General features: G+C 59.5%; 19 protein-coding genes and 2 pseudogenes. 10 read left to right on the forward strand and 11 right to left on the reverse strand.

The window, feature by feature from the left end; all coding sequences use genetic code 11:
- Positions 1-5 precede the first annotated feature (5 nt).
- On the reverse strand, positions 6-1,022 hold the full coding sequence (locus ACYZT1_RS07590) for a tripartite tricarboxylate transporter substrate binding protein (RefSeq protein ID WP_462018377.1): 1,017 nt from the start codon (positions 1,020-1,022) through the stop codon (positions 6-8).
- A gap of 426 nt (positions 1,023-1,448) precedes the next feature.
- Here ACYZT1_RS07590 and ACYZT1_RS07595 point away from each other — a divergent pair, with 426 nt between their 5' ends.
- The 3 genes from ACYZT1_RS07595 to araD1 all read left to right on the forward strand — a co-directional run bounded on the left by ACYZT1_RS07595 (position 1,449) and on the right by araD1 (position 4,947).
- Positions 1,449-2,453, forward strand: coding sequence for a 4-hydroxythreonine-4-phosphate dehydrogenase PdxA (locus ACYZT1_RS07595; RefSeq protein ID WP_462018378.1), 1,005 nt, complete (start codon positions 1,449-1,451; stop codon positions 2,451-2,453).
- A gap of 272 nt (positions 2,454-2,725) precedes the next feature.
- Positions 2,726-3,901: an L-rhamnonate dehydratase gene (locus ACYZT1_RS07600; RefSeq protein ID WP_462018379.1), complete on the forward strand. Its 1,176-nt coding sequence runs from the start codon at positions 2,726-2,728 to the stop codon at positions 3,899-3,901.
- 50 nt (positions 3,902-3,951) lie between these two features.
- A complete protein-coding gene (gene araD1 / locus ACYZT1_RS07605; protein WP_462018380.1) occupies positions 3,952-4,947 on the forward strand; it encodes an AraD1 family protein in 996 nt (331 codons plus the stop codon).
- Between the two features lie 142 nt (positions 4,948-5,089).
- Here araD1 and ACYZT1_RS07610 read toward each other — a convergent pair whose 3' ends face one another.
- Positions 5,090-5,998, reverse strand: a complete 909-nt coding sequence (locus ACYZT1_RS07610; protein WP_462018381.1) for a DMT family transporter — start codon at positions 5,996-5,998, stop codon at positions 5,090-5,092.
- 179 nt (positions 5,999-6,177) lie between these two features.
- Between ACYZT1_RS07610 and aceK the strand changes: the two genes are divergently transcribed.
- Positions 6,178-7,899 (forward strand): bifunctional isocitrate dehydrogenase kinase/phosphatase, encoded by a 1,722-nt coding sequence (gene aceK, locus ACYZT1_RS07615; RefSeq protein ID WP_462018382.1) that lies wholly within the window; start codon positions 6,178-6,180, stop codon positions 7,897-7,899.
- A 187-nt stretch (positions 7,900-8,086) separates the two neighbouring features.
- The gene (hrpA, locus tag ACYZT1_RS07620; protein WP_462018383.1) at positions 8,087-11,998 is read left to right on the forward strand and encodes an ATP-dependent RNA helicase HrpA; all 3,912 of its coding nucleotides are present in this window, start codon (positions 8,087-8,089) and stop codon (positions 11,996-11,998) included.
- A gap of 138 nt (positions 11,999-12,136) precedes the next feature.
- On the opposite strand, the gene ACYZT1_RS07625 is transcribed toward hrpA, so the two are convergent.
- Both ACYZT1_RS07625 and ACYZT1_RS07630 read right to left on the reverse strand, forming a co-directional pair.
- On the reverse strand, positions 12,137-12,979 hold the full coding sequence (locus ACYZT1_RS07625; RefSeq protein WP_462019180.1) for an IS3 family transposase: 843 nt from the start codon (positions 12,977-12,979) through the stop codon (positions 12,137-12,139).
- Positions 12,976-13,284, reverse strand: a complete 309-nt coding sequence (locus ACYZT1_RS07630) for a transposase (RefSeq protein WP_462016930.1) — start codon at positions 13,282-13,284, stop codon at positions 12,976-12,978. The genes ACYZT1_RS07625 and ACYZT1_RS07630 overlap by 4 nt, the downstream gene beginning before the upstream one ends.
- A 279-nt stretch (positions 13,285-13,563) precedes the next feature.
- Here ACYZT1_RS07630 and ACYZT1_RS07635 point away from each other — a divergent pair, with 279 nt between their 5' ends.
- Entirely contained in the window at positions 13,564-14,685 is a 1,122-nt protein-coding gene (locus ACYZT1_RS07635) for a beta-ketoacyl-ACP synthase III (protein ID WP_462018384.1), read from the forward strand.
- Between the two features lie 325 nt (positions 14,686-15,010).
- Here the strand turns inward: ACYZT1_RS07635 and ACYZT1_RS07640 are convergent, their stop codons facing one another.
- Positions 15,011-16,327, reverse strand: a complete 1,317-nt coding sequence (locus ACYZT1_RS07640; protein WP_462018385.1) for a putative porin — start codon at positions 16,325-16,327, stop codon at positions 15,011-15,013.
- A gap of 280 nt (positions 16,328-16,607) precedes the next feature.
- Here ACYZT1_RS07640 and ACYZT1_RS07645 point away from each other — a divergent pair, with 280 nt between their 5' ends.
- A complete protein-coding gene (locus tag ACYZT1_RS07645; RefSeq protein ID WP_462018386.1) occupies positions 16,608-17,732 on the forward strand; it encodes a GNAT family N-acetyltransferase in 1,125 nt (374 codons plus the stop codon).
- A 14-nt stretch (positions 17,733-17,746) separates the two neighbouring features.
- Here the strand turns inward: ACYZT1_RS07645 and aqpZ are convergent, their stop codons facing one another.
- The 5 genes and pseudogenes from aqpZ to ACYZT1_RS07670 form a co-directional block, all read right to left on the reverse strand.
- Positions 17,747-18,442: an aquaporin Z gene (gene aqpZ / locus ACYZT1_RS07650; RefSeq protein WP_462018387.1), complete on the reverse strand. Its 696-nt coding sequence runs from the start codon at positions 18,440-18,442 to the stop codon at positions 17,747-17,749.
- Positions 18,443-18,603: 161 nt separating this feature from the next.
- A complete protein-coding gene (locus ACYZT1_RS07655) occupies positions 18,604-20,436 on the reverse strand; it encodes an ABC transporter ATP-binding protein (protein WP_462018388.1) in 1,833 nt (610 codons plus the stop codon).
- Between the two features lie 84 nt (positions 20,437-20,520).
- The gene (locus ACYZT1_RS07660) at positions 20,521-21,078 is read right to left on the reverse strand and encodes a peptidylprolyl isomerase (protein ID WP_462018389.1); all 558 of its coding nucleotides are present in this window, start codon (positions 21,076-21,078) and stop codon (positions 20,521-20,523) included.
- Between the two features lie 3 nt (positions 21,079-21,081).
- Positions 21,082-21,887: pseudogene (locus ACYZT1_RS07665) on the reverse strand (alpha/beta fold hydrolase).
- A gap of 14 nt (positions 21,888-21,901) precedes the next feature.
- On the reverse strand, positions 21,902-22,825 hold the full coding sequence (locus ACYZT1_RS07670) for a LysR family transcriptional regulator (RefSeq protein WP_462018390.1): 924 nt from the start codon (positions 22,823-22,825) through the stop codon (positions 21,902-21,904).
- A 48-nt stretch (positions 22,826-22,873) separates the two neighbouring features.
- Here ACYZT1_RS07670 and ACYZT1_RS07675 point away from each other — a divergent pair, with 48 nt between their 5' ends.
- The 3 genes from ACYZT1_RS07675 to ACYZT1_RS07685 all read left to right on the forward strand — a co-directional run bounded on the left by ACYZT1_RS07675 (position 22,874) and on the right by ACYZT1_RS07685 (position 25,164).
- Positions 22,874-23,188, forward strand: a complete 315-nt coding sequence (locus tag ACYZT1_RS07675) for a 3-phosphoglycerate kinase (RefSeq protein ID WP_462018391.1) — start codon at positions 22,874-22,876, stop codon at positions 23,186-23,188.
- 166 nt (positions 23,189-23,354) lie between these two features.
- Positions 23,355-23,954: an FMN-dependent NADH-azoreductase gene (locus tag ACYZT1_RS07680; protein WP_462018392.1), complete on the forward strand. Its 600-nt coding sequence runs from the start codon at positions 23,355-23,357 to the stop codon at positions 23,952-23,954.
- A 343-nt stretch (positions 23,955-24,297) separates the two neighbouring features.
- Positions 24,298-25,164, forward strand: coding sequence for a carboxylate/amino acid/amine transporter (locus tag ACYZT1_RS07685; RefSeq protein ID WP_462018393.1), 867 nt, complete (start codon positions 24,298-24,300; stop codon positions 25,162-25,164).
- 107 nt (positions 25,165-25,271) lie between these two features.
- Here the strand turns inward: ACYZT1_RS07685 and ACYZT1_RS07690 are convergent.
- Positions 25,272-25,880 (reverse strand): annotated as a pseudogene (locus tag ACYZT1_RS07690) (mechanosensitive ion channel family protein); the annotation flags it as partial.
- Positions 25,881-26,129: the final 249 nt, after the last annotated feature.

Raw genomic sequence — 26,129 nt, forward strand, 5'->3', positions numbered from 1 at the left:
TCGACTCAGTTTTTCAGCCAGCCGGCTTCCTTGAAGACCGGGGTGACGCGAGCGGTGTCTTTCTCGATGTAGGCGGTCAACGGCTCGCCTTCGAGGAAGGTCGGCACCAACGCGTTCTGTTTGACGTACGCCTTGAACTCGGGTGTCTCGGTGACTTTGCGCATCAACTCGACATAGAACGCACGCTGTTCAGCGCTGACTTCGCCGGGCATGAACACTGTGCGCGGGAAGCGGTATTGATCGATGCCCAGACCCTGTTCGTGACAGGTTGGAACATCGGCCCAGGATTTGTCGCCGGCGACTTTCTCGGTGTAGGCCATGCGCTCTTTACTGAACACACACAGCGGTTCGATCTGATTGCCGCGCCATTGACTGATGCTTTCGCTGGGATTATTGACGTTGGCGGCAATGTGTTTGCCGGCCAGTTGCGTGGCGGCTTCACTGCCGCTCTTGAACGGGATGTACACCAGTTTGCTGTGATTGGTCTGATTGAGCAGCAGGGTCAGGGTTTGATCGACATCCTTGGACTGACTGCCGCCCATGCGCATTTTTGCCGGGTCAGCCTTGGCCGCTTCGTAGAAGCTTTTGGCATCTTTCCAGGGCGCATCCTTGTAGCTCCAGAGAATGAAGTCATCCTCGGCCACGGCGGCAACTGGCGTCAGTTCCTGCCATTGATAGCCGAGCTTGGACACCAGCGGCAAGAGATAGATGTTGTTGGTGCCGATCACCAGTTTTTCCGGATCGCCCTTGTTCATCTTCAGGTCGAGGAAAGCTTCGGCACCGTTGCCGCCGCCCTTGTTGAGGACGATCGTGTTGACGTCGAGCAGCTTGTGCGTGGAAATGATCGACTGGATCAGCCGACCGAGCTGGTCGGTGCCGCCACCGGGACCACCGGCGACGACGATTTCGACGTTCTTGTCAGGCTGCCAGGCGGCGTTGGCGAGTGCCGGGAGGGCGCCGGCGGCGGCCAGCGAGCAACCGAGCAACAGACGGGACGTGCGACGGACGAATGCATTTCGCATGGAAGGGCCTCGTTTTCATGTTTTTGTATTTGTTATGAGCGACTTGTCAAAGCGCCAAGCCGCAAGCCTGGAGTGAGTGTGGGAAGGACAGCGCCCCGCGTCTAGTCAAAACAATACATACACCGATAGCCTGGGGTTATACCTGGGTTTATCGGAAACCCCTGGGACCCCCGAAGCTCCGAGCCAGAGCGATCGGAGTGGAAACGGGGGCGCAGCGCGATACGCCGGAAGAGCCCGCAAAACAGGCTACGGCATAACCTGTGGCTATCGGCGTATTTCAAGTTTTGATTGGACGGTTATCGCTGCGCCTTCGATAGTGCTGGCCAACGCCGTTTTTTTGCGGTGAATTGCACTCAGAAAAACAACAAGTTCGAGGTCCGCACCATTCCTTGACCGGACACGGCCTGAACCCTTGAGGAGTGAAGCATGAACAAGACATCCATCGCCATGGTGCTCGGTGACCCGGCTGGGATCGGCCCGGAACTGATCGCACGGTTGCTCGCCGAGGCTGAAGTACGCAGCCAGGCCAACGTGATCCTGATCGCCGACGAAGCGCAAATGCTGCGCGGCATGCGCATTGCCGAGGTGGAGTTTCCTTACCGTCGCGTCGAGTCTCTTGAGCAGTTGGCGTTTGTCGACGACACGCCGCTGTTTTACGATTTTCGTGGCGACACGGTTGGCGAGTTTGCACGCAGCGAGGCCAGTGTCATTGGCGGGCGCTATAGCCTGGCTACGCTGGAAAAAGCCTTGCGGTTGACCGAAGCAGGCGTCACCGATGCGGTGCTGTTCGGGCCGTTGAACAAGACTTCTCTGCACATGGCCGGCATGGCTCACAGCGACGAGCTGCACTGGTTCGCCGAGTTGCTCGGGTACGACGGGCCGTTCTGCGAATTTAACGTGCTGGATAATCTCTGGACTTCACGCGTGACCTCTCACGTCGCGCTGGCCGATGTACCGGGCCTGCTGAGCGAAACACGGGTGATGGAGGCGATCCAGTTGATCGACACGGCACTCAAGCGCAATGGCCTGGAAAAACCGCGTATCGGCGTGTGTGGTCTCAACCCGCACAACGGCGACAACGGCTCGTTCGGCCGAGAAGAACTGGACATCATCGGCCCGGCCGTACGCTCGGCCCAGGCGCTGGGCATTGCCGCCGAAGGGCCGTACCCGGGCGACACGATTTTCCTCAAGGTTCAGGGTGATTCCAGTGCCTTCGACGCGGTCGTGACGATGTATCACGACCAAGGCCAGATCGCGATCAAACTGATGGGTTTCTCCCGTGGCGTGACAGTGCAGGGTGGCTTGCCGATCCCGATCACCACCCCGGCACACGGCACCGCGTTCGACATTGCAGGGCAGGGCAAGGCCAACGTCGGCGCCATCCGCCAGGCGTTCGAAATTGCCTGCCGGATGGGCGCCAACAACTACTAATCGCTGTAGATCAAAAGATCGCAGCCTTCAACAGCTCCTGCAGAGCTACCGAAGGCTGCGATCTTTTTGCTTTTAACCTGATAACCCTTTCCAGGCAGAAATCTCTGCCTGCGATCACCCCAGGTTATCGACGGATGTGCATAAGTGATTATCCGATATCCCCGGGCGCTGGCTAAAGTCGCTGCATCGAATGCCGGAACCCGCGCTCCAGCGGCTCTGCGCACACGACCCAGACAACTATAAGAAGCCGGCAGCGCAAGGAATCCGTATTCATGAAAATCAAAGCCATCCGTACCCGTGTTTTCGAGTGGAAGGGCAAAGTCGTTCCCCCTCAAGCGCACTTCTGCACCAACGCCAGTGACATCCTGTTCGAGCGCGGCGACGCCATGGGCTCGTTCCGTTTTCACGGCTGGCTGGTGGTGGAAGTCGAGACCGATACCGGCCTTGTCGGTATCGGTAACTGCGCCCTGGCGCCACGTGTCGCCAAGGAAATCATCGACACTTATCTGGCACCCATCGCCATCGGCGAAGACCCGTTCGACAATGAATACATCTGGCAGAAAATGTACCGTCAAAGCCACGCCTGGGGACGCAAGGGCATCGGCATGGCGGCGATCTCGGCGATCGACATTGCCATCTGGGACATCATGGGTAAAGCGGTCAACAAACCCGTGTTCAAACTGCTGGGCGGTCGCACCAAAGAAAAGATCTGGACCTACGCTTCCAAGCTCTATGCCAATGACAACCTCGACCTTTTCCTCGAAGAAGCCCAGGGCTATTTGAATCAGGGTTTCACCGCGCTGAAAATGCGCTTCGGCTACGGTCCGAAAGAGGGTCCGGCGGGCATACGCAAGAACATCGAACAAGTGCGCGCGCTGCGTGAACTGGCCGGCCCGGACGTTGACATCATGCTCGAATGCTACATGGGCTGGACCCTCGAATACGCCCGACGCATGCTGCCAAAACTGGCTGAGTTCGAACCGCGCTGGCTCGAAGAACCGGTGATTGCCGACGACATCGAAGGTTATATTGAACTGAAAAAAATGGGCATCATGCCGATCTCCGGTGGCGAACACGAGTTCACTTCCTACGGCTTCAAGGACCTGCTGGAACGCCGCGCAATCGACGTGATCCAGTACGACACCAATCGCGTCGGCGGCATCACCGCCGCGCGCAAGATCAACGCCATGGCCGAAGCCTGGTCGGTGCCGGTGATTCCGCACGCCGGGCAGATGCACAACTACCACCTGACCATGTCCACCACCGCATCGCCGATGGCCGAATTCTTCCCGGTGTTCGACGTCGAGGTCGGCAACGAACTCTTCTACTACGTGTTCAAGGGCGAGCCGCAACCAGTCAACGGTTACATCCAGCTCGACGACAACACCCCGGGGCTGGGCCTGGAAATCTCCGATGAATACCTGAGCGATTTCAACATCATCGAATGACCTTCAGGTGCCGCCCACGGGCGGCATCATCAACGATTTTGGAGGCTGACATGCGCCTGATTCAATTCGAAACCACCGAGGGTCAACGCCGGGTCGGCGTGGTCGACGGTGCGAACGTCCAGGTACTGAAAGACACCTGCAACACCCGCGAACTGGCCCTTGCAGCGATCCGCGCCAAGCGCAGTTTGCAAGACGAGGTCGCGACACGCGGCACCCGGCCCGGCCCGGATTACGCGCAGCTGTTGCAGGAACGCCGGGTGCTGCCACCGCTGGATCATGCAGACCCGGCGCACTGCCTGATCAGCGGCACCGGCCTGACCCATTTGGGCAGCGCCTCGGCGCGGGACAAGATGCATCAGCACGAAGGCGCAGTCGAAGCCGGCATGACCGATACCATGCGCATGTTCAAGTGGGGCGTGGAGGGCGGCAAACCTGAGCCCGATCAAGTCGGCGCGCAGCCGGAATGGTTCTACAAAGGCGACGGCAGCATCGTCGTGCGCCCCGGTGCGGACTTGCCGTTGCCGCCGTTTGCCGAGGACGCTGGCGAAGAACCGGAGCTGACCGGGCTCTACGTGATTGGCGATGACGGCCTGCCGTACCGCGTCGGGTTTGCCTTGGGCAACGAGTTTTCCGACCATGTGATGGAGCGGCGCAATTACCTCTACCTCGCCCATTCGAAACTGCGTTTTTGCGCCTACGGTCCGGAGCTGCGGGTGGGCGAATTACCCAGGCACCTGGCCGGCACCAGCCGCATCCTGCGCAACGGTCAAACGCTCTGGGAAAAAGAGTTTCTCAGCGGCGAAGACAACATGTGCCACAGCCTCGCCAACCTGGAATTCCACCATTTCAAATATGCCCAGTTTCTGCGCCCGGGCGATGTCCATGTGCATTACTTCGGCACCGCTACATTGTCGTTTGCCGACGGTGTGAAAACCCGACCGGGTGATCGCTTCCAGATCAGCCTCGACGAATTCGGCGCGCCGCTGGAAAACGGCATCGGCGAAAGTGCTCAGCCGCTCCCCATCGGCCAGGTGCGCACACTCTGACCCTGGAGGAGCTGGCCTGATCCGACATATCGCCGGCAGGCCAGCTCCCACATCGATTGGGGTGTGCCCGGATTCCGGGAGCAATTCCATACCCTGTGGGAGCTGGTCTGCCAGCGATGGCGCCTTGAGCCTCACCACACTTTTATCTGGATGCCACCCCGACAGGCTTCACCACCGCAGGCTTCAACACCAGCCACAACGCCGCCGCAATCAACATTCCGCCATAGATATGCGCCATCGACAACGGCTCATCCAGCAGCATCGCCCCCCACAACACGCCGAACGGCGGAATCAGGAAAGTCGTGGTCATCGATTTCACCGGCCCGATCGAGCTCAGCAGGCGGAAGTAAATGATGTACGCCAACGCGGTACATATCAGCCCCAACCCCAGCAACGACAGCCACACACTCCAGCCGCCCCAGCTCGCCGGGGGCTGTGTGATCACGCTGTAACCAAACAGCGGCAACAAAAACAATGTCGCCCCGAGCATGCTGCCCACCGCCGAAAGACGACTGTCCAGCCCACCGGCCTGATCCAGCCAGCGTCGTGCAAGGAATCCGGCGAAACCGTAGCAAGTGGTGGCGAGCAGGCAGGCGAGGGCGCCCATCAGCAGTTCCAGGTCGAACGCCACCGGTCCGGCGCGGGTCAGGATGCCGACGCCGAACAGCCCCAGGCACACTCCCCCAAGCTTGGCCGCAGTGAGTTTTTCATGGAAGAACAGGCCGCCGATCAACACGCCCATCAGTGGCGTCGTCGCATTGAAAATTGCCGAGTAGCCGGCGGGCAGCACTTGCGCCGCCACAGAATACAGGGTCGCCGGGATGCCCGAGTTGATCACACCCAGCAGCATCACGGTCTTGAGCTTGCCTTTGAAATCCCAGCTGATGCGCATCAGCCCAAGGATCACCAGCAAGCCGGCCGCCGCAATCGACACGCGCAAAAACGCGGTGGGGACGCTGCCGATCACCGGCGCGATGATGCGCATGAACAGGAAGCTCGCGCCCCAGATCGCTGCCAGCGACAGTAATCGGACGATATCGACAGGGCTCACGGTGCACTCCTTCCTTGATCAGGACGAGAGTGTTGCCGAGTGTGTCGTTCGTGGCAACCGTAAAACGAGCATTTAATTCCTATGGGCAACGACCGTAATGCGCGGCAAAAATTACGCTTCTCCTGCACCCGGTTCACTGGCTAAGCTCAGGACTCACGAATGCCCGCAGAGGTCTCACCATGCCGCAGCAATGGCCAGCCACCGACATCGCCCGCACAATCCTCGATGGCTTTGACGATTACCGCGAGCATTTCCGGCAGATCACCGACGGCGCCCGGGCGCGGTTCGAGCAGGCGCAATGGCAGGAAGCGCAAACCGCTTCAGCGGCGCGCATAAGCCTGTACGAAGAAAAAGTCGGCGAAACCATCGGGCGGCTGCGCGCAGCCTTCGACACCGACACATTGATGGACATCAGCTGCTGGCCACTGGTGAAAAGCGCCTACATCAGCCTGATCGACCTGCGCTTCGACGATGAATTGTCCGAGACCTGGTACAACTCGATCTTCTGCGGACTGTTCAGCCACGACCTGATCAGCGACGGCTGCATGTTCATCCACACCACCCGGCCCAGCCTGCGCCGGGCCCGCGCTGCGCAAACCCGCACCTACAAGCCGCAGGGCCAGTTATCGGTGATGCTGGCGAGCATTTTTGCCGACTACCGCTTCAATGAGGACTACGCCGACCTGCCTGGCGATCTCTGTCGCCTCGAAGCGCAATTGCGCGAGAACCTGCCGGACTGGGTGTGCAAAGATCCAGAGCTGAGCGTCGAGCTGTTTTCTTCGGTGCTCTACCGCAACAAGGGGGCGTACCTGGTCGGCCGGATTTACACCCGGGACGAACAGTGGCCGCTGGTGATTCCGCTGCTGCACCGCGAAGGGCGCGGGATTCAGATTGATGCGCTGATCACCGATGAAGCGGAGGTGTCGATCATCTTTTCGTTCACCCGCTCCTATTTCATGGTCGATGTGCCGGTGCCGGCGGAGTTTGTCGGTTTTCTGCGGCGCATCCTGCCGGGCAAGCACATCGCCGAGCTGTACACCTCGATCGGTTTCTACAAACACGGCAAATCGGAGTTCTACCGCGCCCTGATCAATCACCTGGCCAACACCGACGATCAGTTCATCATGGCCCCCGGCGTGCGCGGCATGGTCATGAGCGTGTTCACCTTGCCGGGGTTCAACACCGTCTTCAAAATCATCAAGGACCGCTTCTCGCCCTCTAAAAACGTCGACCGCGCCACGGTGATCGAAAAATACCGGCTGGTGAAAAGCGTCGATCGTGTGGGACGCATGGCTGATACCCAGGAGTTTGCCGACTTTCGTTTTCCGCTCAGCAAATTCGAACCGGCGTGTCTTGAGGAACTGCTCGAGGTGGCGGCGTCCACCGTATCGGTTGAAGGCGACACCGTGCTGATTCGCCACTGCTGGACCGAGCGGCGGATGACGCCGCTGAACCTGTATCTGGAAAATGCCAATGAAGCCCAGGTGCGCGAGGCGCTGGAAGATTATGGGCTGGCCATCAAGCAACTGGCGGCGGCGAACATTTTTCCCGGCGACATGCTGCTGAAGAACTTCGGCGTGACCCGGCACGGGCGCGTGGTGTTTTACGACTACGATGAGATCTGTTTCCTGACCGAAGCCAACTTCCGTCACATCCCGCAGCCGCGCACCCCGGAGGATGAGATGGCGTCGGAGCCGTGGTATTCGATCGGGCCTCTGGACGTGTTTCCCGAAGAATTTCCGCCGTTTCTGTTCGCGGACTCGGGGCAGCGCAAATTGTTCGACCAGCTGCATGGCGAGTTGTACAACGCCGACTACTGGAAAAGCCTGCAGGCGGCGATACGAGAAGGGAAGGTGATTGACGTGTTCCCGTATCGGCGCAAGGGGCGGGATAGCGAGTAGTTCTCTGCGATTGCTGCGCAATCGATCGCGAGCAGGCTCGCTCCCACATTTGATCGTGGTGCCCCCGTTTTTGTGGTCGCTATAGATCCAATGTGGGAGCGAGCCTGCTCGCGATCGGCCGCGCAGCGGTCGTAAAATCTGCGACAATCGCCCCCCTGCGCCACTAGACCACTGAATTGCGTACCCGATGACCGACGAATCGCCTTCCATCGACAAACTGCTGAAAAACCTCGATCACGCCATGCTCGCCGACCGCCACCGGCTGCGGCGGCAGTTGCTCGAGCTGCGCAAGAAACCCGATGAGGCCAAGCTGGCCCAGTGGGTCACGCGCATGCAGGCATCCTGTGATCAGGTGCTGGCGCGACGCGCCAGCCTGCCGGTGGTGCGTTATGACGACAGCCTGCCGATCGCCGCAAAACGTGACGAGATCAAGGCAGCGCTGCTCAAGCATCAGGTGCTGATCATCGCGGGCGAAACCGGTTCGGGTAAAACCACCCAGTTGCCGAAGATCTGCCTGGAAATCGGTCGTGGCCAGCATGGCCTGATCGGCCACACCCAGCCGCGTCGAATTGCGGCGCGCAGCGTCGCCAGCCGGGTGGCCGAAGAACTTGGTACGCCGCTGGGCGCGCTGGTCGGTTATCAGGTGCGGTTCGAGGATCAGAGCGATTCCAACACCCTGATCAAACTGATGACTGACGGCATCCTGCTCGCGGAAACCCAGAACGACCGCTACCTGGAGCGCTACGACACGATCATCGTCGACGAAGCGCATGAACGCAGCCTCAACATCGACTTCCTGCTCGGCTATCTGAAAACCCTGCTGCCGCGCCGCCCGGACCTGAAAGTCATCATCACGTCGGCGACCATCGACCTCGAGCGCTTCTCAAAGCATTTTGACGATGCGCCGATTGTCGAAGTCTCCGGCCGCACGTTCCCGGTAGAAACCTGGTACCGCCCGCTGACGCTGGAACAGGACGAGGAGGGCAACCGCGTCGAGGATGACCTGACCGTGGACCAGGCGATCCTCGCCACCCTCGACGAAATCGCCGCGTTCGAACGCAGCGAGCGCAAGAGCCCCGGCGACGTGTTGGTGTTTCTGCCCGGCGAGCGCGAGATTCGCGACGCCGCCGACATGCTGCGCAAGGCGCAACTTAAACACACCGAGATCCTGCCGCTGTACGCGCGTTTGTCGCCGGCCGAACAGCAGCGAATCTTCCAGTCGCACCCGGGCCGCCGTGTCGTGTTGGCCACCAACGTCGCGGAAACCTCGCTGACCGTGCCGGGCATCCGGTACGTGATCGACAGCGGCACCGCGCGCATCAGCCGTTACAGCTATCGCGCCAAAGTGCAGCGTTTGCCGATCGAAGCGATTTCCCAGGCCAGCGCCAACCAGCGCAAAGGTCGCTGCGGACGGGTCGAGCCGGGGATTTGCGTGCGCCTGTTCAGCGAAGAAGATTTTCTCGGACGTCCGGAATTCACCGACCCGGAAATCCTGCGCACCAACCTCGCGGCGGTGATCCTGCAGATGCTCCATCTGCGCCTCGGCGAGATCACCGATTTCCCGTTTATCGAGCCACCGGATGGCAAAGCCATCAGTGACGGTTTCAACTTGCTGCAAGAGCTTTCAGCGGTGGACCGCAACAGTCAGCTGACCCCGCTTGGTCGCCAATTGGCGCGGCTGCCGGTCGACCCGCGCATGGGTCGCATGCTGCTGGAAGCGGCCAAACTGGGCAGCCTGCAGGAAGTGCTGATCGTCGCCAGTGCCATGTCGATTCAAGACCCGCGCGAGCGACCACCCGAACGCCAGCAAGCGGCGGATCAGGCACACGCGCAATGGAAAGACGTCGACTCGGACTTCGCCGGGCTGGTCAATTTGTGGCGCGGTTTCGAAGAACAGCGCCAGGCGCTGACCGCGAGTCCGCTGCGCAATTGGTGCCGCAAGCATTTCCTCAATTACCTGCGGCTGCGCGAGTGGCGCGATTCGCACCGTCAACTCAGCCTGATCTGCCGCGACATGCAGCTGAGCCTGAACAAAGAACCGGCGGATTACCCGAAGCTGCACAAAGCCGTGCTGTCAGGATTGCTCAGCCAGATCGGCCAGAAAACCGAAGACGGCGATTATCTGGGCGCCCGGCAGCGGCGCTTCTGGATACATCCGTCATCGGGCCTGGGCAAGAAGCGCCCGCAATGGCTGATGACCGCCGAACTGGTGGAAACCACCAAGCTCTACGCGCGCATGGTGGCCAAGATCGATGCCGACTGGATCGAGCCGCTGGCCGGGCATTTGATCAAGAAAAACCATTTCGAACCGCACTGGGAGAAGAAGCGCGGCCAGGTCGTCGCGTTCGAGCAGATCACCTTGTTCGGGCTGATCGTGGTGGGTCGGCGGCCGGTGCATTACGGCCCCATCGACCCGGTGGTGTCGCGAGAATTTTTCATTCGTGAAGGTCTGGTGCGCGGTGAGATCCAGTCCCGAGCCAAATGCCTCACGGCTAACAAGCACCTGCTGGAACAGCTCGACGAGCTGGAAGCCAAGGCGCGTCGCCGTGACATTCTGGCCGACGAAGAAACCCTGTTTGCGTTCTACGACGCCCGCCTGCCGGCCGACATCCACCAGACCGCGACCTTCGACAGCTGGTACCGGGTTCACAGCCAGAAAGACCCGCAACTGCTGATCATGCGTGAAGAAGACGTGCTGGCTCGCGAGGCCAGTGAAGTGACCGCGCTGCACTATCCGGACACGCTGCACATTGGCGATCTGGAGCTGGCCCTGAGTTACCACTTCGAGCCCAACCACCCGCGTGACGGCGTGACCCTGCGCGTGCCGGCACCGTTGCTGCCGATGCTGCCGCCGGAACGTCTGGACTGGCTGGTGCCGGGCGTGATCGAAGCCAAGTGCATTGCGCTGGTGCGCAACCTGCCGAAGGCGCTGCGCAAAAACTTTGTGCCGGTGCCGGACTTCGTCAAAGCCGCCTTGCAGCGCATGACGTTCGCCGAAGGTTCGCTGCCGCAAGCATTGGGCCGCGAGTTGCTGCGCATGACCGGAGCAAGGGTCAGCGACGAAGCCTGGGCCGAAGCGGCGCAACAGGTCGACAGTCATTTGCGCATGAACCTGGAAATCGTCGACGGGCAGGGCAAGTTTCTCGGGGAGGGGCGCGATCTGGCCGAGTTGACCGCGCGTTTTGCCGAGGCCAGTCAAGCCGCGCTGGCGGTGCCGCAAACCGCGAAAAGTCAGCAGCCTGTGGAGGCGAAAGTCTTCGCCCCGGTTGCACAGAAGACTCAACAGAAGATCGCCGGGCTGTCGATGACGGTCTATCCGGCGCTGGTCGAAGAGGCCGGCACGGTCAAGGAAGGACGCTTCTCGACGCCGGCCGAGGCCGAGTTCCAGCATCGTCGCGCCCTGCAACGTTTGCTCATGCAGCAATTGGCGGAGCCGGCGAAGTTCCTGCGTGGCAAGTTGCCGGGGCTGACCGAGCTGGGCCTGATGTACCGCGAGCTGGGGCGCATCGACGGCTTGGTGGAAGACATTCTGTTGGCCAGCCTCGACAGTTGCATCCTTGAGGGCGAAGACCCGTTGCCGCGTGACGGCGCTGGACTGGCGGCGCTGGCCGAACGCAAACGCGGCGGCTGGACGGAACATGCCGAGCGGTTGGCGAAATTGACGCTGGAGATTCTCAAGCTCTGGCACGGGCTGCAAAAACGCTTCAAGGGCAAAATTGACCTGGCGCAAGCCGTGGCTTTGAACGACATCAAGCAGCAGTTGAGTCATCTGGTGTACCCGGGTTTTGTCCGGGAAACGCCGATGCAGTGGCTCAAGGAACTGCCGCGTTATCTGAGAGCGGTCGAGCAGCGCTTCGAGAAAATCGGTGCGCAGGTGCAGAGGGATCGGGTCTGGAGCGGCGAATTGTCTGGCCTGTGGGCGCAATATCAAACCCGCGCCAACAAACTTGCCCAGGAAGGCAAACGCGATCCGCAGCTGGAACTCTATCGCTGGTGGCTGGAGGAATACCGGGTTTCGTTGTTCGCCCAGCAACTGGGGACCAAGGTACCGATCTCCGATAAGCGGTTGAGCAAGCAGTGGAGCCAGGTCGAACCGTAGGCCCGAGGCTTGCGCAATTCCTGTGGGAGCGAGCCTGCTCGCGATGGGGCCATCACATTCAACATCCTTGTTGCCTGTCAGGACGCCATCGCGAGCAAGCTGTTCTGGTCAAGTTTTTCCGGACACCGATTACGGTGATCAAGCTGCCTGTTGTTCCGTTGCTATTGGCGACAGGTAGCCGTTGTAACTGTGGAGCCTGATTCGGTTGTAGCGCATGAAGAAGCTGGTCATGTCCTTTCTCGCTTCTTCGATCTCTGTATAACCCCTGACAGGCACCCATTCTGATTTGAGCGTGCCAAAGAATCGCTCCGTTGGTGCGTTGTCCCAGCACTGGCCTCTGCGGCTCATACTTTGGATGATGCCGTGTTCAAGCAGTTCTGACTGGAAGCGTTGGCTGGTGTACTGGCAGCCTTGATCCGAATGGAACATCAAACCCGTATGCCTGCCTCTTACTTCAACCGCCATCCTTAGCGCCTTGGTGACCAGGTTGGCGTCATTGATCAGCGAAAACGCCCACCCGACGACCCGTCGGGCGAACAGGTCAATGACCACAGCCAGGTGATACCAGCGCTTCCCAACCATCAGGCTGGTAACGTCGCCGCACCAAACCTGATTGATTGCTGCTGGCTGGAAGTTACGTTCGAGCAGATTCCTGGCCACAAATGCCTCAACACCTCTGGAGCGGTACTGGTGGCGACGACGCTGCCTGCTGGTCAGGTTCGCCTCGGCCATGAGCTTTCCAGCCAGAAACCTTCCAACCCTGAACTGCTGGGCCTTCAAACACTTGGAAATCATTCTCGCACCGGCGCTTTCCCTGCTTTCAGCATGCAATTGCACGACCTTCGCCCTGAGCGCATCACGTTTGGCATTCGGTGCTGAGCGACGATGAAGCCAGTCATAGAACGCGCTGCGGGAAACGCCAAGGACGTCGCAAAGCTGGCTAGTCGGATACGAGCCCGACTCTCTCAGTTCCTCGATCAGGAAAAACGATCGGGATCCGACATCAAGAGAGCGGTAGCCTTTTTTAAGATTTCGGCCTCGGTCTCAAGGCGTTTGATCTTGGCACGTAGCTGCTGGAGTTCACGCTGTTCATCACTGATCGCCATGGTGCCTGCGACTGGCTGTCCTTTTTGACGTTCTTTACGAACCTGATCAACCCAGCGGCGCAGAGCCGTAGGGCCGACTTCCATTGATGCGCAGACGTCGGGAACCGAACAGTTGTCGTCAAGAACCATGCTGGCAGCACGTCGCTTGAACTCGCGGGTATAGGTCTTTCGTTCTTGCATGGAACCTCCTGATTGGGCTAATCATATCGCCCTTAAGAGGTGTCCGGGATCATTAGGCCAGTTCAAGCTCGCTCCCACCCGTTTTGTGCTGTCTGGAAGTGGGAGTCATCCAGCAAAATAGGGCGAAAACCCGACGTTTATGGCAAACTTCGCGCCTTCACGGTTCGAGTGGATCGAAATAAAGCGATGCCTTGCGGGCTTCCGGGACGGGAGCAGCCCATTTGTGTGTTGGTACGTCGGTGCCAGCGCTTTCTGCCTGAACAGATTAGAGAAACGACCATGCATAACGTCGTCATCAGCGGCACCGGCCTGTACACCCCGGCCAACAGCATCTCCAACGAAGAGCTGGTGCAGTCTTTCAACGCCTACGTCGCGCTGTTCAATGCCGACAATGCTGACGCCATCGCGCGCGGTGAAGTGGCCGCACTGACCGATTCCAGTGCCGCGTTTATTGAAAAGGCTTCCGGCATCAAAAGCCGTTTTGTCATGGACAAGGACGGCATTCTTGATCCTCAGCGCATGGCGCCACGCCTGCCGGAACGTTCCAACGACGAATGGTCGGTGCTTTGCCAGATGGCCATTGGCGCCGCTGAGCAAGCCCTGCAGCGTGCCGGCAAAACCGCCGCAGACATCGACGGCGTGATCGTCGCCTGTTCCAACCTGCAACGCGCGTACCCGGCCATCGCCATCGAAGTTCAGGAAGCACTGGGCATCGCAGGTTTCGGTTTCGACATGAACGTCGCGTGCTCCTCGGCGACTTTTGGCATTCAGGCTGCGGCCAACAGTGTGCAATTGGGCCAGGCCCGCGCGGTGTTGATGGTCAACCCGGAAGTCTGCACCGGCCACCTGAATTTCCGTGACCGCGACAGCCACTTCATTTTTGGCGACGCGGCTACCGCAGTGATCATCGAGCGCGCCGATCTGGCGACGTCCGCTCACCAGTTCGATGTGGTCAGCACCAAACTGCTGACCAGGTTCTCCAACAACATTCGCAACAACTTCGGCTTCCTCAACCGCGCGGCGGAGGAGGGCATCGGTTCGAAGGACAAACTGTTCGTGCAGGAAGGCCGCAAGGTGTTCAAGGAAGTCTGCCCGATGGTTGCCGAGCTGATCGCTGCGCACCTGGAAGAGAATCAGCTCAATGTCGGCGATGTGAAGCGCTTCTGGCTGCACCAGGCCAACCTGAGCATGAACCACCTGATTGTGAAGAAACTGCTGGGCCGCGAAGCGACCGAAGAGGAAGCACCGGTTATCCTCGACACCTATGCCAACACCAGCTCTGCGGGGTCGGTCATTGCGTTTCACAAAAATCAGGATGACCTGGCGGCCGGTTCGCTGGCAGTGCTCAGCTCGTTCGGTGCCGGGTATTCGATTGGCAGCGTGATTCTGCGCAAGCGTTGATCCGCTGAGTCCGCAGTTGCAACGGGTTCCCCTGTGGCGAGGGGGCTTGCCCCCGCTGGACTGCGAAGCAGTCCCAGAATATACCATTCAAAACATCTGTAACTTCCTGTTTACCAGTATTGGGACCGCTCCGCGCTCCAACGGGGGCAAGCCCCCTCGCCACAGGCAAGCCCCCTCGCCACAGACATCCCCCCTCGCCACAGGATGGGCTCGACAAGCACAAAAAAACTCGCGCTGCTGCATCGGTCAGATCAAGGACCGTCACACCAGCGCGAGTTTTTGAAGGCAGCCCGGACATCCTTATCCGGGCTGTACAACCGTCAAATCAGAACTTGGCTTCAGCATCCAGTTGCAGGGTGTTGATTTTCGAGTCCCGCAGCGTGGCGTTGGTGTAATCGGATTTCGCCATCAGGTAAGTCGCGCCCAACGAGAAGTTCTTGTCCAGCTCGTAGCTGACTTTGAACTTGCTGCCGCGCGAACCGGTGAAGCCGTTGGCGAAGTCGGAATCGGTGAAGGCACCGACTACAGCGTTACGCTGCACGTCGCGGTAGTTGTAATCCAGACCGAAGCCGTAGATCTTGGACTTCACGCCAGCCAGCCAGGCCATGTCCTGATCGTTGCTGGCATCGTCGTTGTTGACGACCTGACCGTACAACGACAGAGGCATTGGCAGACCGCCGATGTCCAGCTGACCAAAGCCTTCGTACAATTTGAATTCTTCGTTCGGGCTATTGCCGTTGACTGCCAGTGCGGCCGGAATGGTGGTGCCACCCGCGGTGATGTCGTCGTCGTTGTCGTAACCGTAGACGCTGCCGCCCACAGTCAGTTTCAGGTTGTCAGTGATTGCGAAGCGTGCGCCCAACTGGCCAGCGTACAGACGCAGGTCGTGCTTGAACTGCACGCCGTCGCCATCGACGTTGTCTTTGAGGGTGTAGTGACCGGCGCTGCCGAACAGCTCGGTGCTGCCGCCCAGTGGATATTTGTAGGTAACCGCCAGGCCTTCAGGGCTGATGTCGGTGTCCCAGATGATGTCGCCCATGCTCACCCATTGCTGAGGCATCTTGCCGCCAACGATGTGCAGGTTCTTGATCGCATCGGGGTGATAGTCGACGTAACCCTGGTCGAGCCAGATGGTCTTCTTGTCGAAGTAGTTGTCCAGGCTCTGGTTGGTCGAACGCGCGTCGTCGTTGTTGCCGGTAGCAATACGGATGCCGGTGTCGACTTGCGGGTTGATCTCGGTGTAAGCACCCAGGCGGGCACGAACGCGCTGACGATCCTGGTCGCGGTTGTTCGACACGCCATCGTTCTTGACCATCTCCTGACGGAAGCGCACGTCACCCTTGAACTGGGTCTTGGCAGCCCACGCCAGTTTCTGGTCGAAGCTGCTCAGTTCATTGGTCTTCTTCGCGGTGGCGGCGATTTGCTCGTTGGTCTCCTGCTGAGCCTGACGGGCGATTTGCTGTTCTTTCTGGTCGCGGGCGAGCTCGGCCTGCAGCTCGCTGTGCTGGGCGGCGCTGATCGAGCCGTTCGCCCTGAGCATGTCGAGCAGTTTGGCGTCGACTGCGGCACTGGCCGGAACGCTAAGGGCCAGCAGCAAACCGCCACACAAGGCTGCCGCAGTTTTCGTGGAAGCAAGACGCATATCAATCTCCGAATATGAAGAGGATGACGAATCATCCAGGGCACAACCGACCGTTGTCGGACGGAAAACAGGGGCCGAGTTAGAACCCGACGCTCTAAAAACTGGCGCCAGTATCGCGATGGTTTATGACAATGCGGTGGCAAACTGATGGCTTCTCGATGACGATGTTGGGCGTCCGTGAACTTTTGTCAAAGCACCCTGTCGGCCGATGGGAGGTGTCTAACCGGCGGTGATAGGCGATACTCGCCGGGCAGTTATGTGATGAACGGGAAGAATATCGATGCCATTGCAACGTCTGGAAACCATGTCCGATATCGGCCCGCACACCTGGGACGCCCTCGTGCCAGAGGCGCAACCGTTCCTGCGGCATGCATTTCTGAGTGCTCTGGAAGACAGTGGCAGCGTGGGTCCTCGCTCCGGCTGGCAGCCTGAGCATCTGTTGCACATCGAAGGCGGGCGCCTGATCGCGGCGTTGCCCAGCTACCGCAAATGGCATTCCTATGGCGAGTACGTGTTCGACCACGCCTGGGCCGACGCCTGCGAACGTGCCGGCATCGACTATTACCCCAAATTGCTGACGGCGGTGCCGTTCAGTCCGGTCAGCGGGCCGCGCTTGCTGGCGGCTACGGTTGAGGACGGTGTCGAACTGCTGAAAAGCATTCCGGGCTACCTCGAAATCGAAGGACTCTCCAGCGCCCACATCAACTTTACCGACCCGTTTACCGACGCCGCACTCGCCGAGCAGTCGGGCTGGTTACAGCGGATTGGCTGCCAATACCACTGGCATAATCGCGGCTATCGGGATTTTCAGGACTTTCTCGACGTGCTCAGTTCGCGCAAACGCAAACAGATGCGCAAAGAGCGTGAGCAAGTGGCGGATCAGGGAATTGAATTCGAATGGCTGGAGGGCCGGCAGCTGGATCAGGCGCAGTGGGATTTTGTTTACGCCTGTTACGCCAATACCTACGCAATACGTCGGCAACGGCCGTACCTGACGCGAGAATTTTTCAGCCTGTTGGCCGAACGCATGCCCGATGCGATCCGCGTGGTGCTGGCCAGACAAGGATCACGTCCGGTGGCCATGGCCTTCAGCCTGGTGGGCGGGGATAGTTTTTATGGGCGCTACTGGGGTTGCCTGGCGGAGTTCGACCGCCTGCACTTCGAGACCTGTTTTTACCAGGGCATGGATTACGCGATCACCAACGGTTTTCAGCGCTTTGATGCCGGGGCGCAGGGCGAGCACAAATTGATCCGCGGATTTGAACCGGTGATCACCCACTCCTGGCATTACTTGCGCCATCCCGGACTGAAAGGGGCGGTGAAGGATTTCCTGCAGGAGGAGCGCGTCGGGGTACTCGCTTATGCCGAAGAGGCGCGGACGGCCTTGCCCTATCGGCAAGGCTGAAGCGCGTCTTCGCATCAGGTGCCTTCCTTGCTCAGCCCTCGATACGTGACACCGCCGATTACCGCTCCGAGCAGCGGGGCGACCCAGAACATCCACAGTTGCGAGATGGCCCAGCCCCCGACAATGACGGCCGGGCCAGTGCTGCGTGCCGGATTGACCGAGGTGTTGGTGATGGGAATCGAGATCAGGTGAATCAGTGTCAGGGCCAAACCGATGGCAATGGGTGCCAGCCCGGCGGGTGCACGTTTGTCGGTGGCGCCGAGGATGATCAAGACAAACATCGCCGTCATCACCAGCTCACAGACAAAGCCTGCGGCTAGCGAGTACTTGCCCGGCGAATGCTCGCCGTAACCATTTGATGCCAGACCGGCGGAGAGATCGAAGCCTTCTTTACCGCTGGCGATGAAGTAGATCAGCGCCGCGGCGACGATACCGCCAATGATCTGGGCAATGATGTAGGCGGGCAGCTCCCTTGCCGGGAAGCGACCCCCGACGTACAGCCCGACCGATACGGCGGGGTTGAGATGGCAGCCGGAAATGTGGCCAATGGCGAACGCCATTGTCAGCACCGTCAGACCAAATGCCAGGGCCACGCCCAACACCCCGATCCCCAGCGGTGACGACGCGGCCAGCACCGCACTGCCGCAACCTCCCAATACCAACCAGAACGTACCTAACAACTCAGTGACTGAACGTTTGAACAGCGACATAAGAGCGTCCTTGACAGTTTTCCCTGTCCAGACTGTATCGAGTAATGCTTCCTGCAGACTGACTACAGGCTCCTCTCCAGAACCTTGGCTCAGTACAGCAGGCTTTTTGCAAAATTCCAGCGGAAAGCAGCGTGGAGCGGGTGATCCACGCTGCTATGCAGTCAATCAATACCCACAAACCCGCCTGTCTGGTGCTGCCACAACCGTGCATACAACCCGCCGTGCGCCAGCAGCTCGGCGTGGGTGCCGGATTCGGCGATGCGGCCTTTTTCCAGGACCACCAGGCGGTCCATGCGGGCGATGGTGGAAAGCCGGTGGGCGATAGCGATCACGGTTTTGCCCTGCATCAGGGTCTCCAGGCTTTCCTGAATAGCCGCTTCGACCTCCGAGTCCAGCGCCGAGGTGGCTTCGTCCATGATCAGGATCGGCGCGTCCTTGAGCAGCACCCGCGCAATGGCGATCCGTTGACGCTGGCCGCCGGAAAGTTTCACCCCGCGCTCACCCACGTGCGCGTCAAAACCGGTGCGACCTTCGGCGTCCGACAGCAGCGGGATGAACTCATCGGCACGGGCCTTGTGCACCGCCTCCCAGAGTTCGGCGTCGGTGGCGTCGGGTTTGCCGTACAACAGATTGTCGCGGATCGAGCGGTGCAGCAGCGACGTGTCCTGGGTGATCATGCCGATGCGCTCGCGCAGGCTTTCCTGACTCACCTCGGCAATGTTCTGGCCATCGATGACAATTTGCCCGCCCTGCACGTCGTAGAGGCGCAGCAGCAGATTGACCAAAGTCGATTTACCGGCGCCGGACGGGCCGATCAAGCCAATTTTTTCACCGGGTTTGATTGTCAGGTTGAGGTCGCCGATGATCCCGCTCTTCTTGCCATAGTGGAAATCCACCTGCTCGAAACGCACTTCGCCCTGGGCCACGGTCAGCGGTTTGGCCTGTTCGCGATCAGTGACGCTGACCGGTTGCGAAATGGTCTGCAAACCGTCCTGCACCATGCCGATGTTCTCGAAGATGCCAGTCACCACCCACATGATCCAGCCGGACATGTTGACGATGCGGATCACCAGACCGGTCGCCAGCGCGATGGCGCCCACGGTGATCAGCGAATGCGTCCACAGCCACAGCGCCAGACCGGTTGTACCGACAATCAGCAAGCCGTTCATGCTGGTGACGACAATGTCCATGCTGGTAACGACGCGGCCAGCCAGCTGCGCCTTGACGGTCTGTTCTTCGATGGCTTCCTTGGCGTATTGCTGTTCGAAATTGGTGTGCGCGAACAGCTTCAGCGTGGTGATGTTGGTGTAGCCGTCGACGATTCGCCCCATCAATTTGGAGCGTGCATCCGAGGACACCACTGAACGTTCCTTGACCCGCGGCACGAAATAGCAAAGGGCACCGATGTAAGCAGCGATCCAGGTCAACAGCGGAATCATCAGGCGCCAGTCGGCTTCAGCGAACAGCACCAGCGCACTGATCGCGTAGATCAGCACGTGCCACAGTGCATCCACTGCCTGCACCGCCGAATCGCGCAACGAGTTGCCGGTCTGCATGATGCGTTGGGCGATGCGTCCGGCGAAATCGTTCTGGAAAAAATTCAGGCTCTGCTTGAGCACGTAACTGTGGTTTTGCCAGCGGATCATGCTGGTCATGCTGGGGCTCAGGGTCTGGTGCACCAGCAGGTCGTGCAGGCCGACAAACACCGGGCGCAGGACTAACGCCACCACCGCCATCCACGCCAGTTCCAGACCGTGGATTTTGAAGAAGTCAGCGTTTGGACTGCCCTGGGTCAGGTCGATGATGCGGCTCAGGTAACTGAACAGCGCAACCTCAATCAGTGCGCCGAACAGGCCGACAGTCAGCAGCGCGGCAAAACTGGGCCACACCTGCTTCAGGTAGTAGGCGTAGAAGGGGAAAACCCGATCGGGCGGTGCGGCAGTCGGAGCGTCGCGGAAGATGTCGATCAGTTTTTCGAAACGGCGATAAAGCATCAGTTCTCCGCCCGCGTACGGGCTCTCCATTGAACAATTGAGCGGTGGCGCCACACGCCTCCCGCTCAGAACATCCCGCGTTGCTTAGTCGATGCGCTTGGCCGACTTGATGAACACAGGATCAGCCGGTACGTCTTTCATGCCGCCGCGGGTAGTGGTTGGCGAGTTGACGATGATGTCGACCACATCCATGCCTTTGACCACTTTGCCGAATACTGCGTAGCCATCACCCTGGTCAAGGAAATCGTTGTCCTTGACGTTGATGAAGAACTGGCTGGTGGCCGAATTCGGATTGGAAGTGCGGGCCATCGACAAAGTGCCACGGACATTGTGCAGACCGTTTTTCGATTCGTTGGTGATCGGTGCCTTGGTTTCTTTCTGATTCATCTGCTGCGTGAAGCCACCGCCCTGAACCATGAAACCCGGAATGACCCGGTGAAAGATCGTGTTGTTGTAAAAGCCGCTGTCGACGTACTCGAGGAAGTTCTTGGTACTGATCGGCGCCTTGACCGCGTCCAGTTCGATTTCGATCTGACCGTTGGTGGTTTCCAGCAGCACGTGCGGCGCCTTGGCGGGCGTGGCGGCCATCAGGTTGGCGGCGAACAGAACGGAGCCGGCGACGAGGGCGATTTTTTTCAGCATGGGTCAGTGATCCTGATTGAGGTTTTGTCGACTGCGGTGAGGAACTCGAGCAGCGTCTGATTGAAGGTTTCGGGTTGATCCAGCGGGGTGGCATGGTGCGAGTCGGCGATGACCACCAACCGCGCATCGGGCAGCAGTTTTACATAGGTTTCTTTCAGCGACACCGGGGTGTAGTCACGGTCGGCGCTGATGATGAGGGTTGGACAGGACACTTTCGAAAGTCGTTCCTGAACACCCCAGCCGACGATCGCATCGAAGCTGGAGAGATAAGCATGTTTGTCATTTTTTGCCCAGCGTTCGGTCATCTTTTGCCGCAAATCCGCCTGCTCGGGCTTGGGGAACAGCTTGCTGCTCAGCGCTTTGCCGACCGTGTGCAGGCTGAGCACACGCATCAGGCTCCAGCGCTTGAACCATTGCCAGTAATCATCGCGGCTGCGCAGTTTGACTTCCGGCCCGCTGTTGACGATGCACAGGCTCTTGAGCAGTTGCGGCTGATCCACGGCCAGTTGAAAGCCGATCATGCCGCCCATCGAGAGCCCCGCGTAATGCACCGGCCCGAGGTTCAAATGTTCGATCAGCGCAATCAGGTCGGCGCTGAACCCGGCGATGCTGTAGCGCTCGCGGGGTTTGTCCGAACGGCCATGGCCGCGTACATCCGGCACGATTACCCGGTAACGGGCAGACAGCGCGGGGATTTGCATTTCCCAGTCCAGGGTGCTGGAGCCCAGGCCGTGGACCAGCAGCAACGGCGTACCATGGCCATATTCCTCATAGTGCAGGTTGCAACCTTCGTGTTCGAAACAGGCCATGCGGTCACTCCATGTCAGGCTTGTTCAGGGGCGGCGAAAGGCGCATCCAGCGGCGCGGTGTCGAAGGTGCGCAGCAGCTCGATCAGGATCTGCGTCGCCGGACCCAGCGGTTTGTCCTTGTTCGAGTAAAGATAGAAGCTGGGATTACGGCTGCCACCCTGATCCAACGGTAGCAGCTTGAGCGTGCCTTCCCGCAGTTCCCGTTCGATCATGTGCCGCGGCAACCAGGCAAACCCCAGGCCGCTGCTGACAAACGTCGCAGCGGTGGCCAGGCTGCCGACGGTCCAGCGCTGTTCGGCGCCAAGCCAGCCGACGTCGCGCGGTTGCTGGCGGCCCGAGTCACGGATCACCACCTGCATCTGGCTTTCCAGATCCTGGAAATTCAACTCGCGGTTCAATCGATGCAAAGCGTGTTCGGGGTGCGCAACGGCGACGAATTCGACATCGCTCAGTTCCGCGCCCAGATAGCCGGGGATGCTAAAACCGGTGATCGCCAGGTCCGCGACCCCTTCGAGCAGTACTTCCTCGACGCCTGACAACACTTCTTCGCGCAGACGCACGCGACAGCCGCGGCTTTGCGGCATGAAAGCCGTCAGCGCACGCACGAGGGGCGCGCTCGGGTAGGCGGCGTCGACCACCAGCCGCACTTCCGCTTCCCACCCTTGTTCCATGTGGTGGGCCAGGTCTTCCAATTGACTGGCCTGTTTTACCAGTTGCCGGGAGCGGCGCAGCAGCACGCCACCGGCCTCGGTCAGCACGGCTTTGCGCCCATCGATGCGCAGCAATGGCACGCCGAGTTGATCCTGCATGCGCGCAACGGTGTAACTGACCGACGACTGCGAGCGATGCAGCGCTTCGGCCGCCTGGGCGAAACCACCATGGTCGACCACGGCCTGCAACGTTCGCCATTGATCGAGGGTCACGCGGGGTGCTTTCATGAACAGCTCCTCTTGTCTAAGCTGGCAGTCCTAACTGGAGACAGCCGAATGAGAAAATTTTGTTGTGTGGTTTTGGCGATGCTGCCGCTGACTGCGATTGCGTATCCGATCGACGTTGAAAAACAGCTGAACGGCCTGAGCATCGACTACGAAGCCTTCGACACGGATGAAGACATTGCGTCGATTCAGGTCAACAACTTCGGCAACACGGACGCAGTCTGCTCGGTGGTCTTCAGCAATGGACCGGAAGCACCGCGAACCCGCAAAATCGAGGTCGCGGCCGGTAAACACGCCATCGCCACCGCCAAGTTCAACCGCACGATCATCAAGATGCGGATGAAGCTGACCTGCAATCCGAAGTAAAGCCAAAACATTGTGGGAGCAGGCTCGCTCCCACAATGGCTGATGCGTAGCTTATAAACGAATTTATTGATGGGTTATAGCAGTTATTTGCGCTTTTTCATCGATATGACACTGTTTAACCTTCACTCCATCGCCCTACAGCATTCTCAGATGGAGGCTACATCCCATGTCCCGCGTTCTGATCATCGAAAGCAGTGCCCGTCAGCAAGACTCGGTTTCCCGTCAACTGACCCAAACCTTCATCAATCGGTGGAAAGCCGCGCACCCGCACGATCAGATCACCGTGCGTGACCTGGCTGTCAATCCGGTGCCGCACCTGGACATCAACCTGTTGGGCGGCTGGATGAAGCCTGCCGAGCAGCGCAATGACATCGAGCAGATTTCGCTGGAGCGCTCCAACCAGTTGACCGACGAGTTGCTGGCCGCCGACGTGTTGGTGATGGCCGCGCCCATGTACAACTTTGCAATCCCCAGTACCCTCAAAGCCTGGCTCGACCACGTGCTGCGCGCCGGAGTGACCTTCAAATACACCGAGACGGGCCCCCAGGGTTTGCTCACCGGCAAACGCGCCTTCGTGCTCACCGCCCGCGGCGGGATTTACGCCGGCGGTTCGGCGGATCATCAGGAACCGTACCTGCGTCAGGTCATGGGTTTCATCGGTATTCACGACGTGACCTTTATTCACGCCGAAGGCATGAACCTGGGGGGCGACTTCCAGGAGAAAGGCCTGAACCAGGCCAATGCTCGACTTTCGCAAGTTGCCTGAACCGTTAATCGCCAGATAATCGCGAATTGTTTTAGTGACCTGGCGCAACCCTTCAAGCCTGTACGCGCATAGACCTCCCTTTGCACTTGTTGCTCCTGAGTGCCGTAGCCCGATTGAACGCATTGGCGAGATCGGGCTTTTTTTTGCCTGGGATTTGTTGGGCGGACACCAACTTTGTGGGAGCGAGCTGGCTCGCGATAGCGGTGGCCCATGAAGGATTAATGTCGGCTGTCACGCAGCCATCGCGAGCAAGCTCGCTCCCACCGGGATTTGTGTGCGGGCAGGTTCTCGCGATAACCGGCAAAACCCGCTATCGTCGCCGCCCATTCAGAACGAGGCGAGCATGGGCTATCTACTTTTTGTCACGCTGATTCAGGCGTTTTCCTTCAGCCTGATCGGCGAATACCTGGCCGGTCATGTCGACAGTTATTTCGCCGTGCTGGTGCGCGTGGTACTGGCGGGGCTGGTGTTCATTCCATTGACCCGCTGGCGCTCGGTCGAACCGGCGTTCATGCGCGGCATGCTGCTGATCGGCGCGTTGCAATTTGGCGTGACCTACGTCTGCCTGTACCTGAGCTTCCGCGTGCTGACGGTGCCGGAAGTGTTGCTGTTCACCATCCTCACGCCGCTGCATGTGACGTTGATCGAAGATGCGCTGAACCGACGGTTCAATGCTTGGGCACTGATTGCAGCGCTGGTGGCGGTGATGGGCGCGGCGGTGATTCGCTTCGACCGCATCAGCCCGGACTTCTTCATGGGTTTCCTGCTGTTGCAACTGGCCAACTTCACCTACGCCGCCGGGCAGGTGCTTTATAAACATCTGGTGGCGCGCCATCCGAGCGATCTGCCGCATTACCGACGGTTCGGATACTTCTACCTCGGCGCACTGGCGGTGGCGTTGCCGGCTTTCCTGCTGTTCGGCAAATCGGACTTCTGGCCTGAAGCACCACTGCAATGGGGTGTGCTGCTGTTTCTCGGCCTGGTCTCGACGGCGTTGGGTTTGTACTGGTGGAACAAAGGCGCGTGCCTGGTGCACGGCGGCACGCTGGCGGTGATGAACAACTTGCATGTACCGGTGGGGTTGCTGATCAACCTGCTGATCTGGAATCAGCATGAAGAACTGGGGCGGCTGTTGCTCGGTGGGTCAGTGATTTTGCTGGCGGTGTGGATCAGTCGGTTGGGTGTGCGCAAATCGGCAACTTCACCCTGAACCCCTGTAGGAGTGAGCCTGCTCGCGATGGCGGTGGGTCAGGCGATATCAATGTCGACTGACCCACCGCTATCGCGAGCAGGCTCACTCCTACAGGGGATTGTGGGTTACATGATGTGTTTCTCGGGCTCGGGAATGTGGCTCGCGCCTAACATGGCCGGCAACAACCCCGCGCGTAAATCCCCGCCGCTCGGCTGCTGATACAGACTCAACCCGAACTCCGGTAGCACCGCCAGCAGATAATCGAAAATATCCCCCTGAATCCGCTCGTAATCCGCCCACGCCGTGGTGCGGGTGAAGCAGTAGATTTCCAGAGGAATGCCCTGCGCGGTGGTTTGCATCTGTCGGACCATGCAGGTCATGTTCGGCTGAATCTCCGGGTGGCTCTTCAGATAGGCCAGCGCATAGGCGCGGAAGGTGCCGATGTTGGTCATTCGCCGACGGTTGGCCGACATTGCCGCGACGTTGCCCTGCGCCTCGTTCCACGCCTTGAGCTCGGCCTGTTTGCGGCTGATGTAGTCGGTCAGCAAATGGACCTGTGACAGTTTTTGCTCTTCATCATCGCGGATAAACCGCACGCCGCTGGCGTCGATGAACAGGCTGCGCTTGATCCGCCGTCCGCCGGATTGCTGCATGCCGCGCCAGTTCTTGAATGATTCGGACATCAATCGCCACGTTGGAATCGAAACAATCGTTTTGTCGAATGGCCGCACCTGTTACATATCCCCTGATGGACAGATTAAATAGCGTTTAAAATCAATTACTTATGTTGATGATCGATTGTCCATCAATTGGGGAGCTGAAATGGACAAGTTTGAAAGCAGTCTAAGTCCAGCTAGCTTGCCCTCGGGTTTCGGACGGGCCTGCTGCCCGACAAAAGCGAAGCTGCGAGCTTCTAACACACGGCTTCTCTACGGCCCCAAGCAGAGATCTTATGGCTGTGCTAAAGGTGGAAGACTTCAAAA

It is taken from the genome of Pseudomonas sp. PB3P13, from assembly GCF_054897735.1.

Coding starts and splice junctions, on each gene's coding strand:
- ACYZT1_RS07590 (WP_462018377.1), bottom strand. CDS start 1,022: ATGCGAAATGCATTCGTCCGTCGCACGTCCCGTCTGTTGCTCGGTTGC.
- ACYZT1_RS07595 (WP_462018378.1), top strand. CDS start 1,449: ATGAACAAGACATCCATCGCCATGGTGCTCGGTGACCCGGCTGGGATC.
- ACYZT1_RS07600 (WP_462018379.1), top strand. CDS start 2,726: ATGAAAATCAAAGCCATCCGTACCCGTGTTTTCGAGTGGAAGGGCAAA.
- araD1 (WP_462018380.1), top strand. CDS start 3,952: ATGCGCCTGATTCAATTCGAAACCACCGAGGGTCAACGCCGGGTCGGC.
- aceK (WP_462018382.1), top strand. CDS start 6,178: ATGCCGCAGCAATGGCCAGCCACCGACATCGCCCGCACAATCCTCGAT.
- hrpA (WP_462018383.1), top strand. CDS start 8,087: ATGACCGACGAATCGCCTTCCATCGACAAACTGCTGAAAAACCTCGAT.
- ACYZT1_RS07630 (WP_462016930.1), bottom strand. CDS start 13,284: ATGCAAGAACGAAAGACCTATACCCGCGAGTTCAAGCGACGTGCTGCC.
- ACYZT1_RS07635 (WP_462018384.1), top strand. CDS start 13,564: ATGCATAACGTCGTCATCAGCGGCACCGGCCTGTACACCCCGGCCAAC.
- ACYZT1_RS07640 (WP_462018385.1), bottom strand. CDS start 16,327: ATGCGTCTTGCTTCCACGAAAACTGCGGCAGCCTTGTGTGGCGGTTTG.
- ACYZT1_RS07645 (WP_462018386.1), top strand. CDS start 16,608: ATGCCATTGCAACGTCTGGAAACCATGTCCGATATCGGCCCGCACACC.
- aqpZ (WP_462018387.1), bottom strand. CDS start 18,442: ATGTCGCTGTTCAAACGTTCAGTCACTGAGTTGTTAGGTACGTTCTGG.
- ACYZT1_RS07655 (WP_462018388.1), bottom strand. CDS start 20,436: ATGCTTTATCGCCGTTTCGAAAAACTGATCGACATCTTCCGCGACGCT.
- ACYZT1_RS07660 (WP_462018389.1), bottom strand. CDS start 21,078: ATGCTGAAAAAAATCGCCCTCGTCGCCGGCTCCGTTCTGTTCGCCGCC.
- ACYZT1_RS07670 (WP_462018390.1), bottom strand. CDS start 22,825: ATGAAAGCACCCCGCGTGACCCTCGATCAATGGCGAACGTTGCAGGCC.
- ACYZT1_RS07675 (WP_462018391.1), top strand. CDS start 22,874: ATGAGAAAATTTTGTTGTGTGGTTTTGGCGATGCTGCCGCTGACTGCG.
- ACYZT1_RS07680 (WP_462018392.1), top strand. CDS start 23,355: ATGTCCCGCGTTCTGATCATCGAAAGCAGTGCCCGTCAGCAAGACTCG.
- ACYZT1_RS07685 (WP_462018393.1), top strand. CDS start 24,298: ATGGGCTATCTACTTTTTGTCACGCTGATTCAGGCGTTTTCCTTCAGC.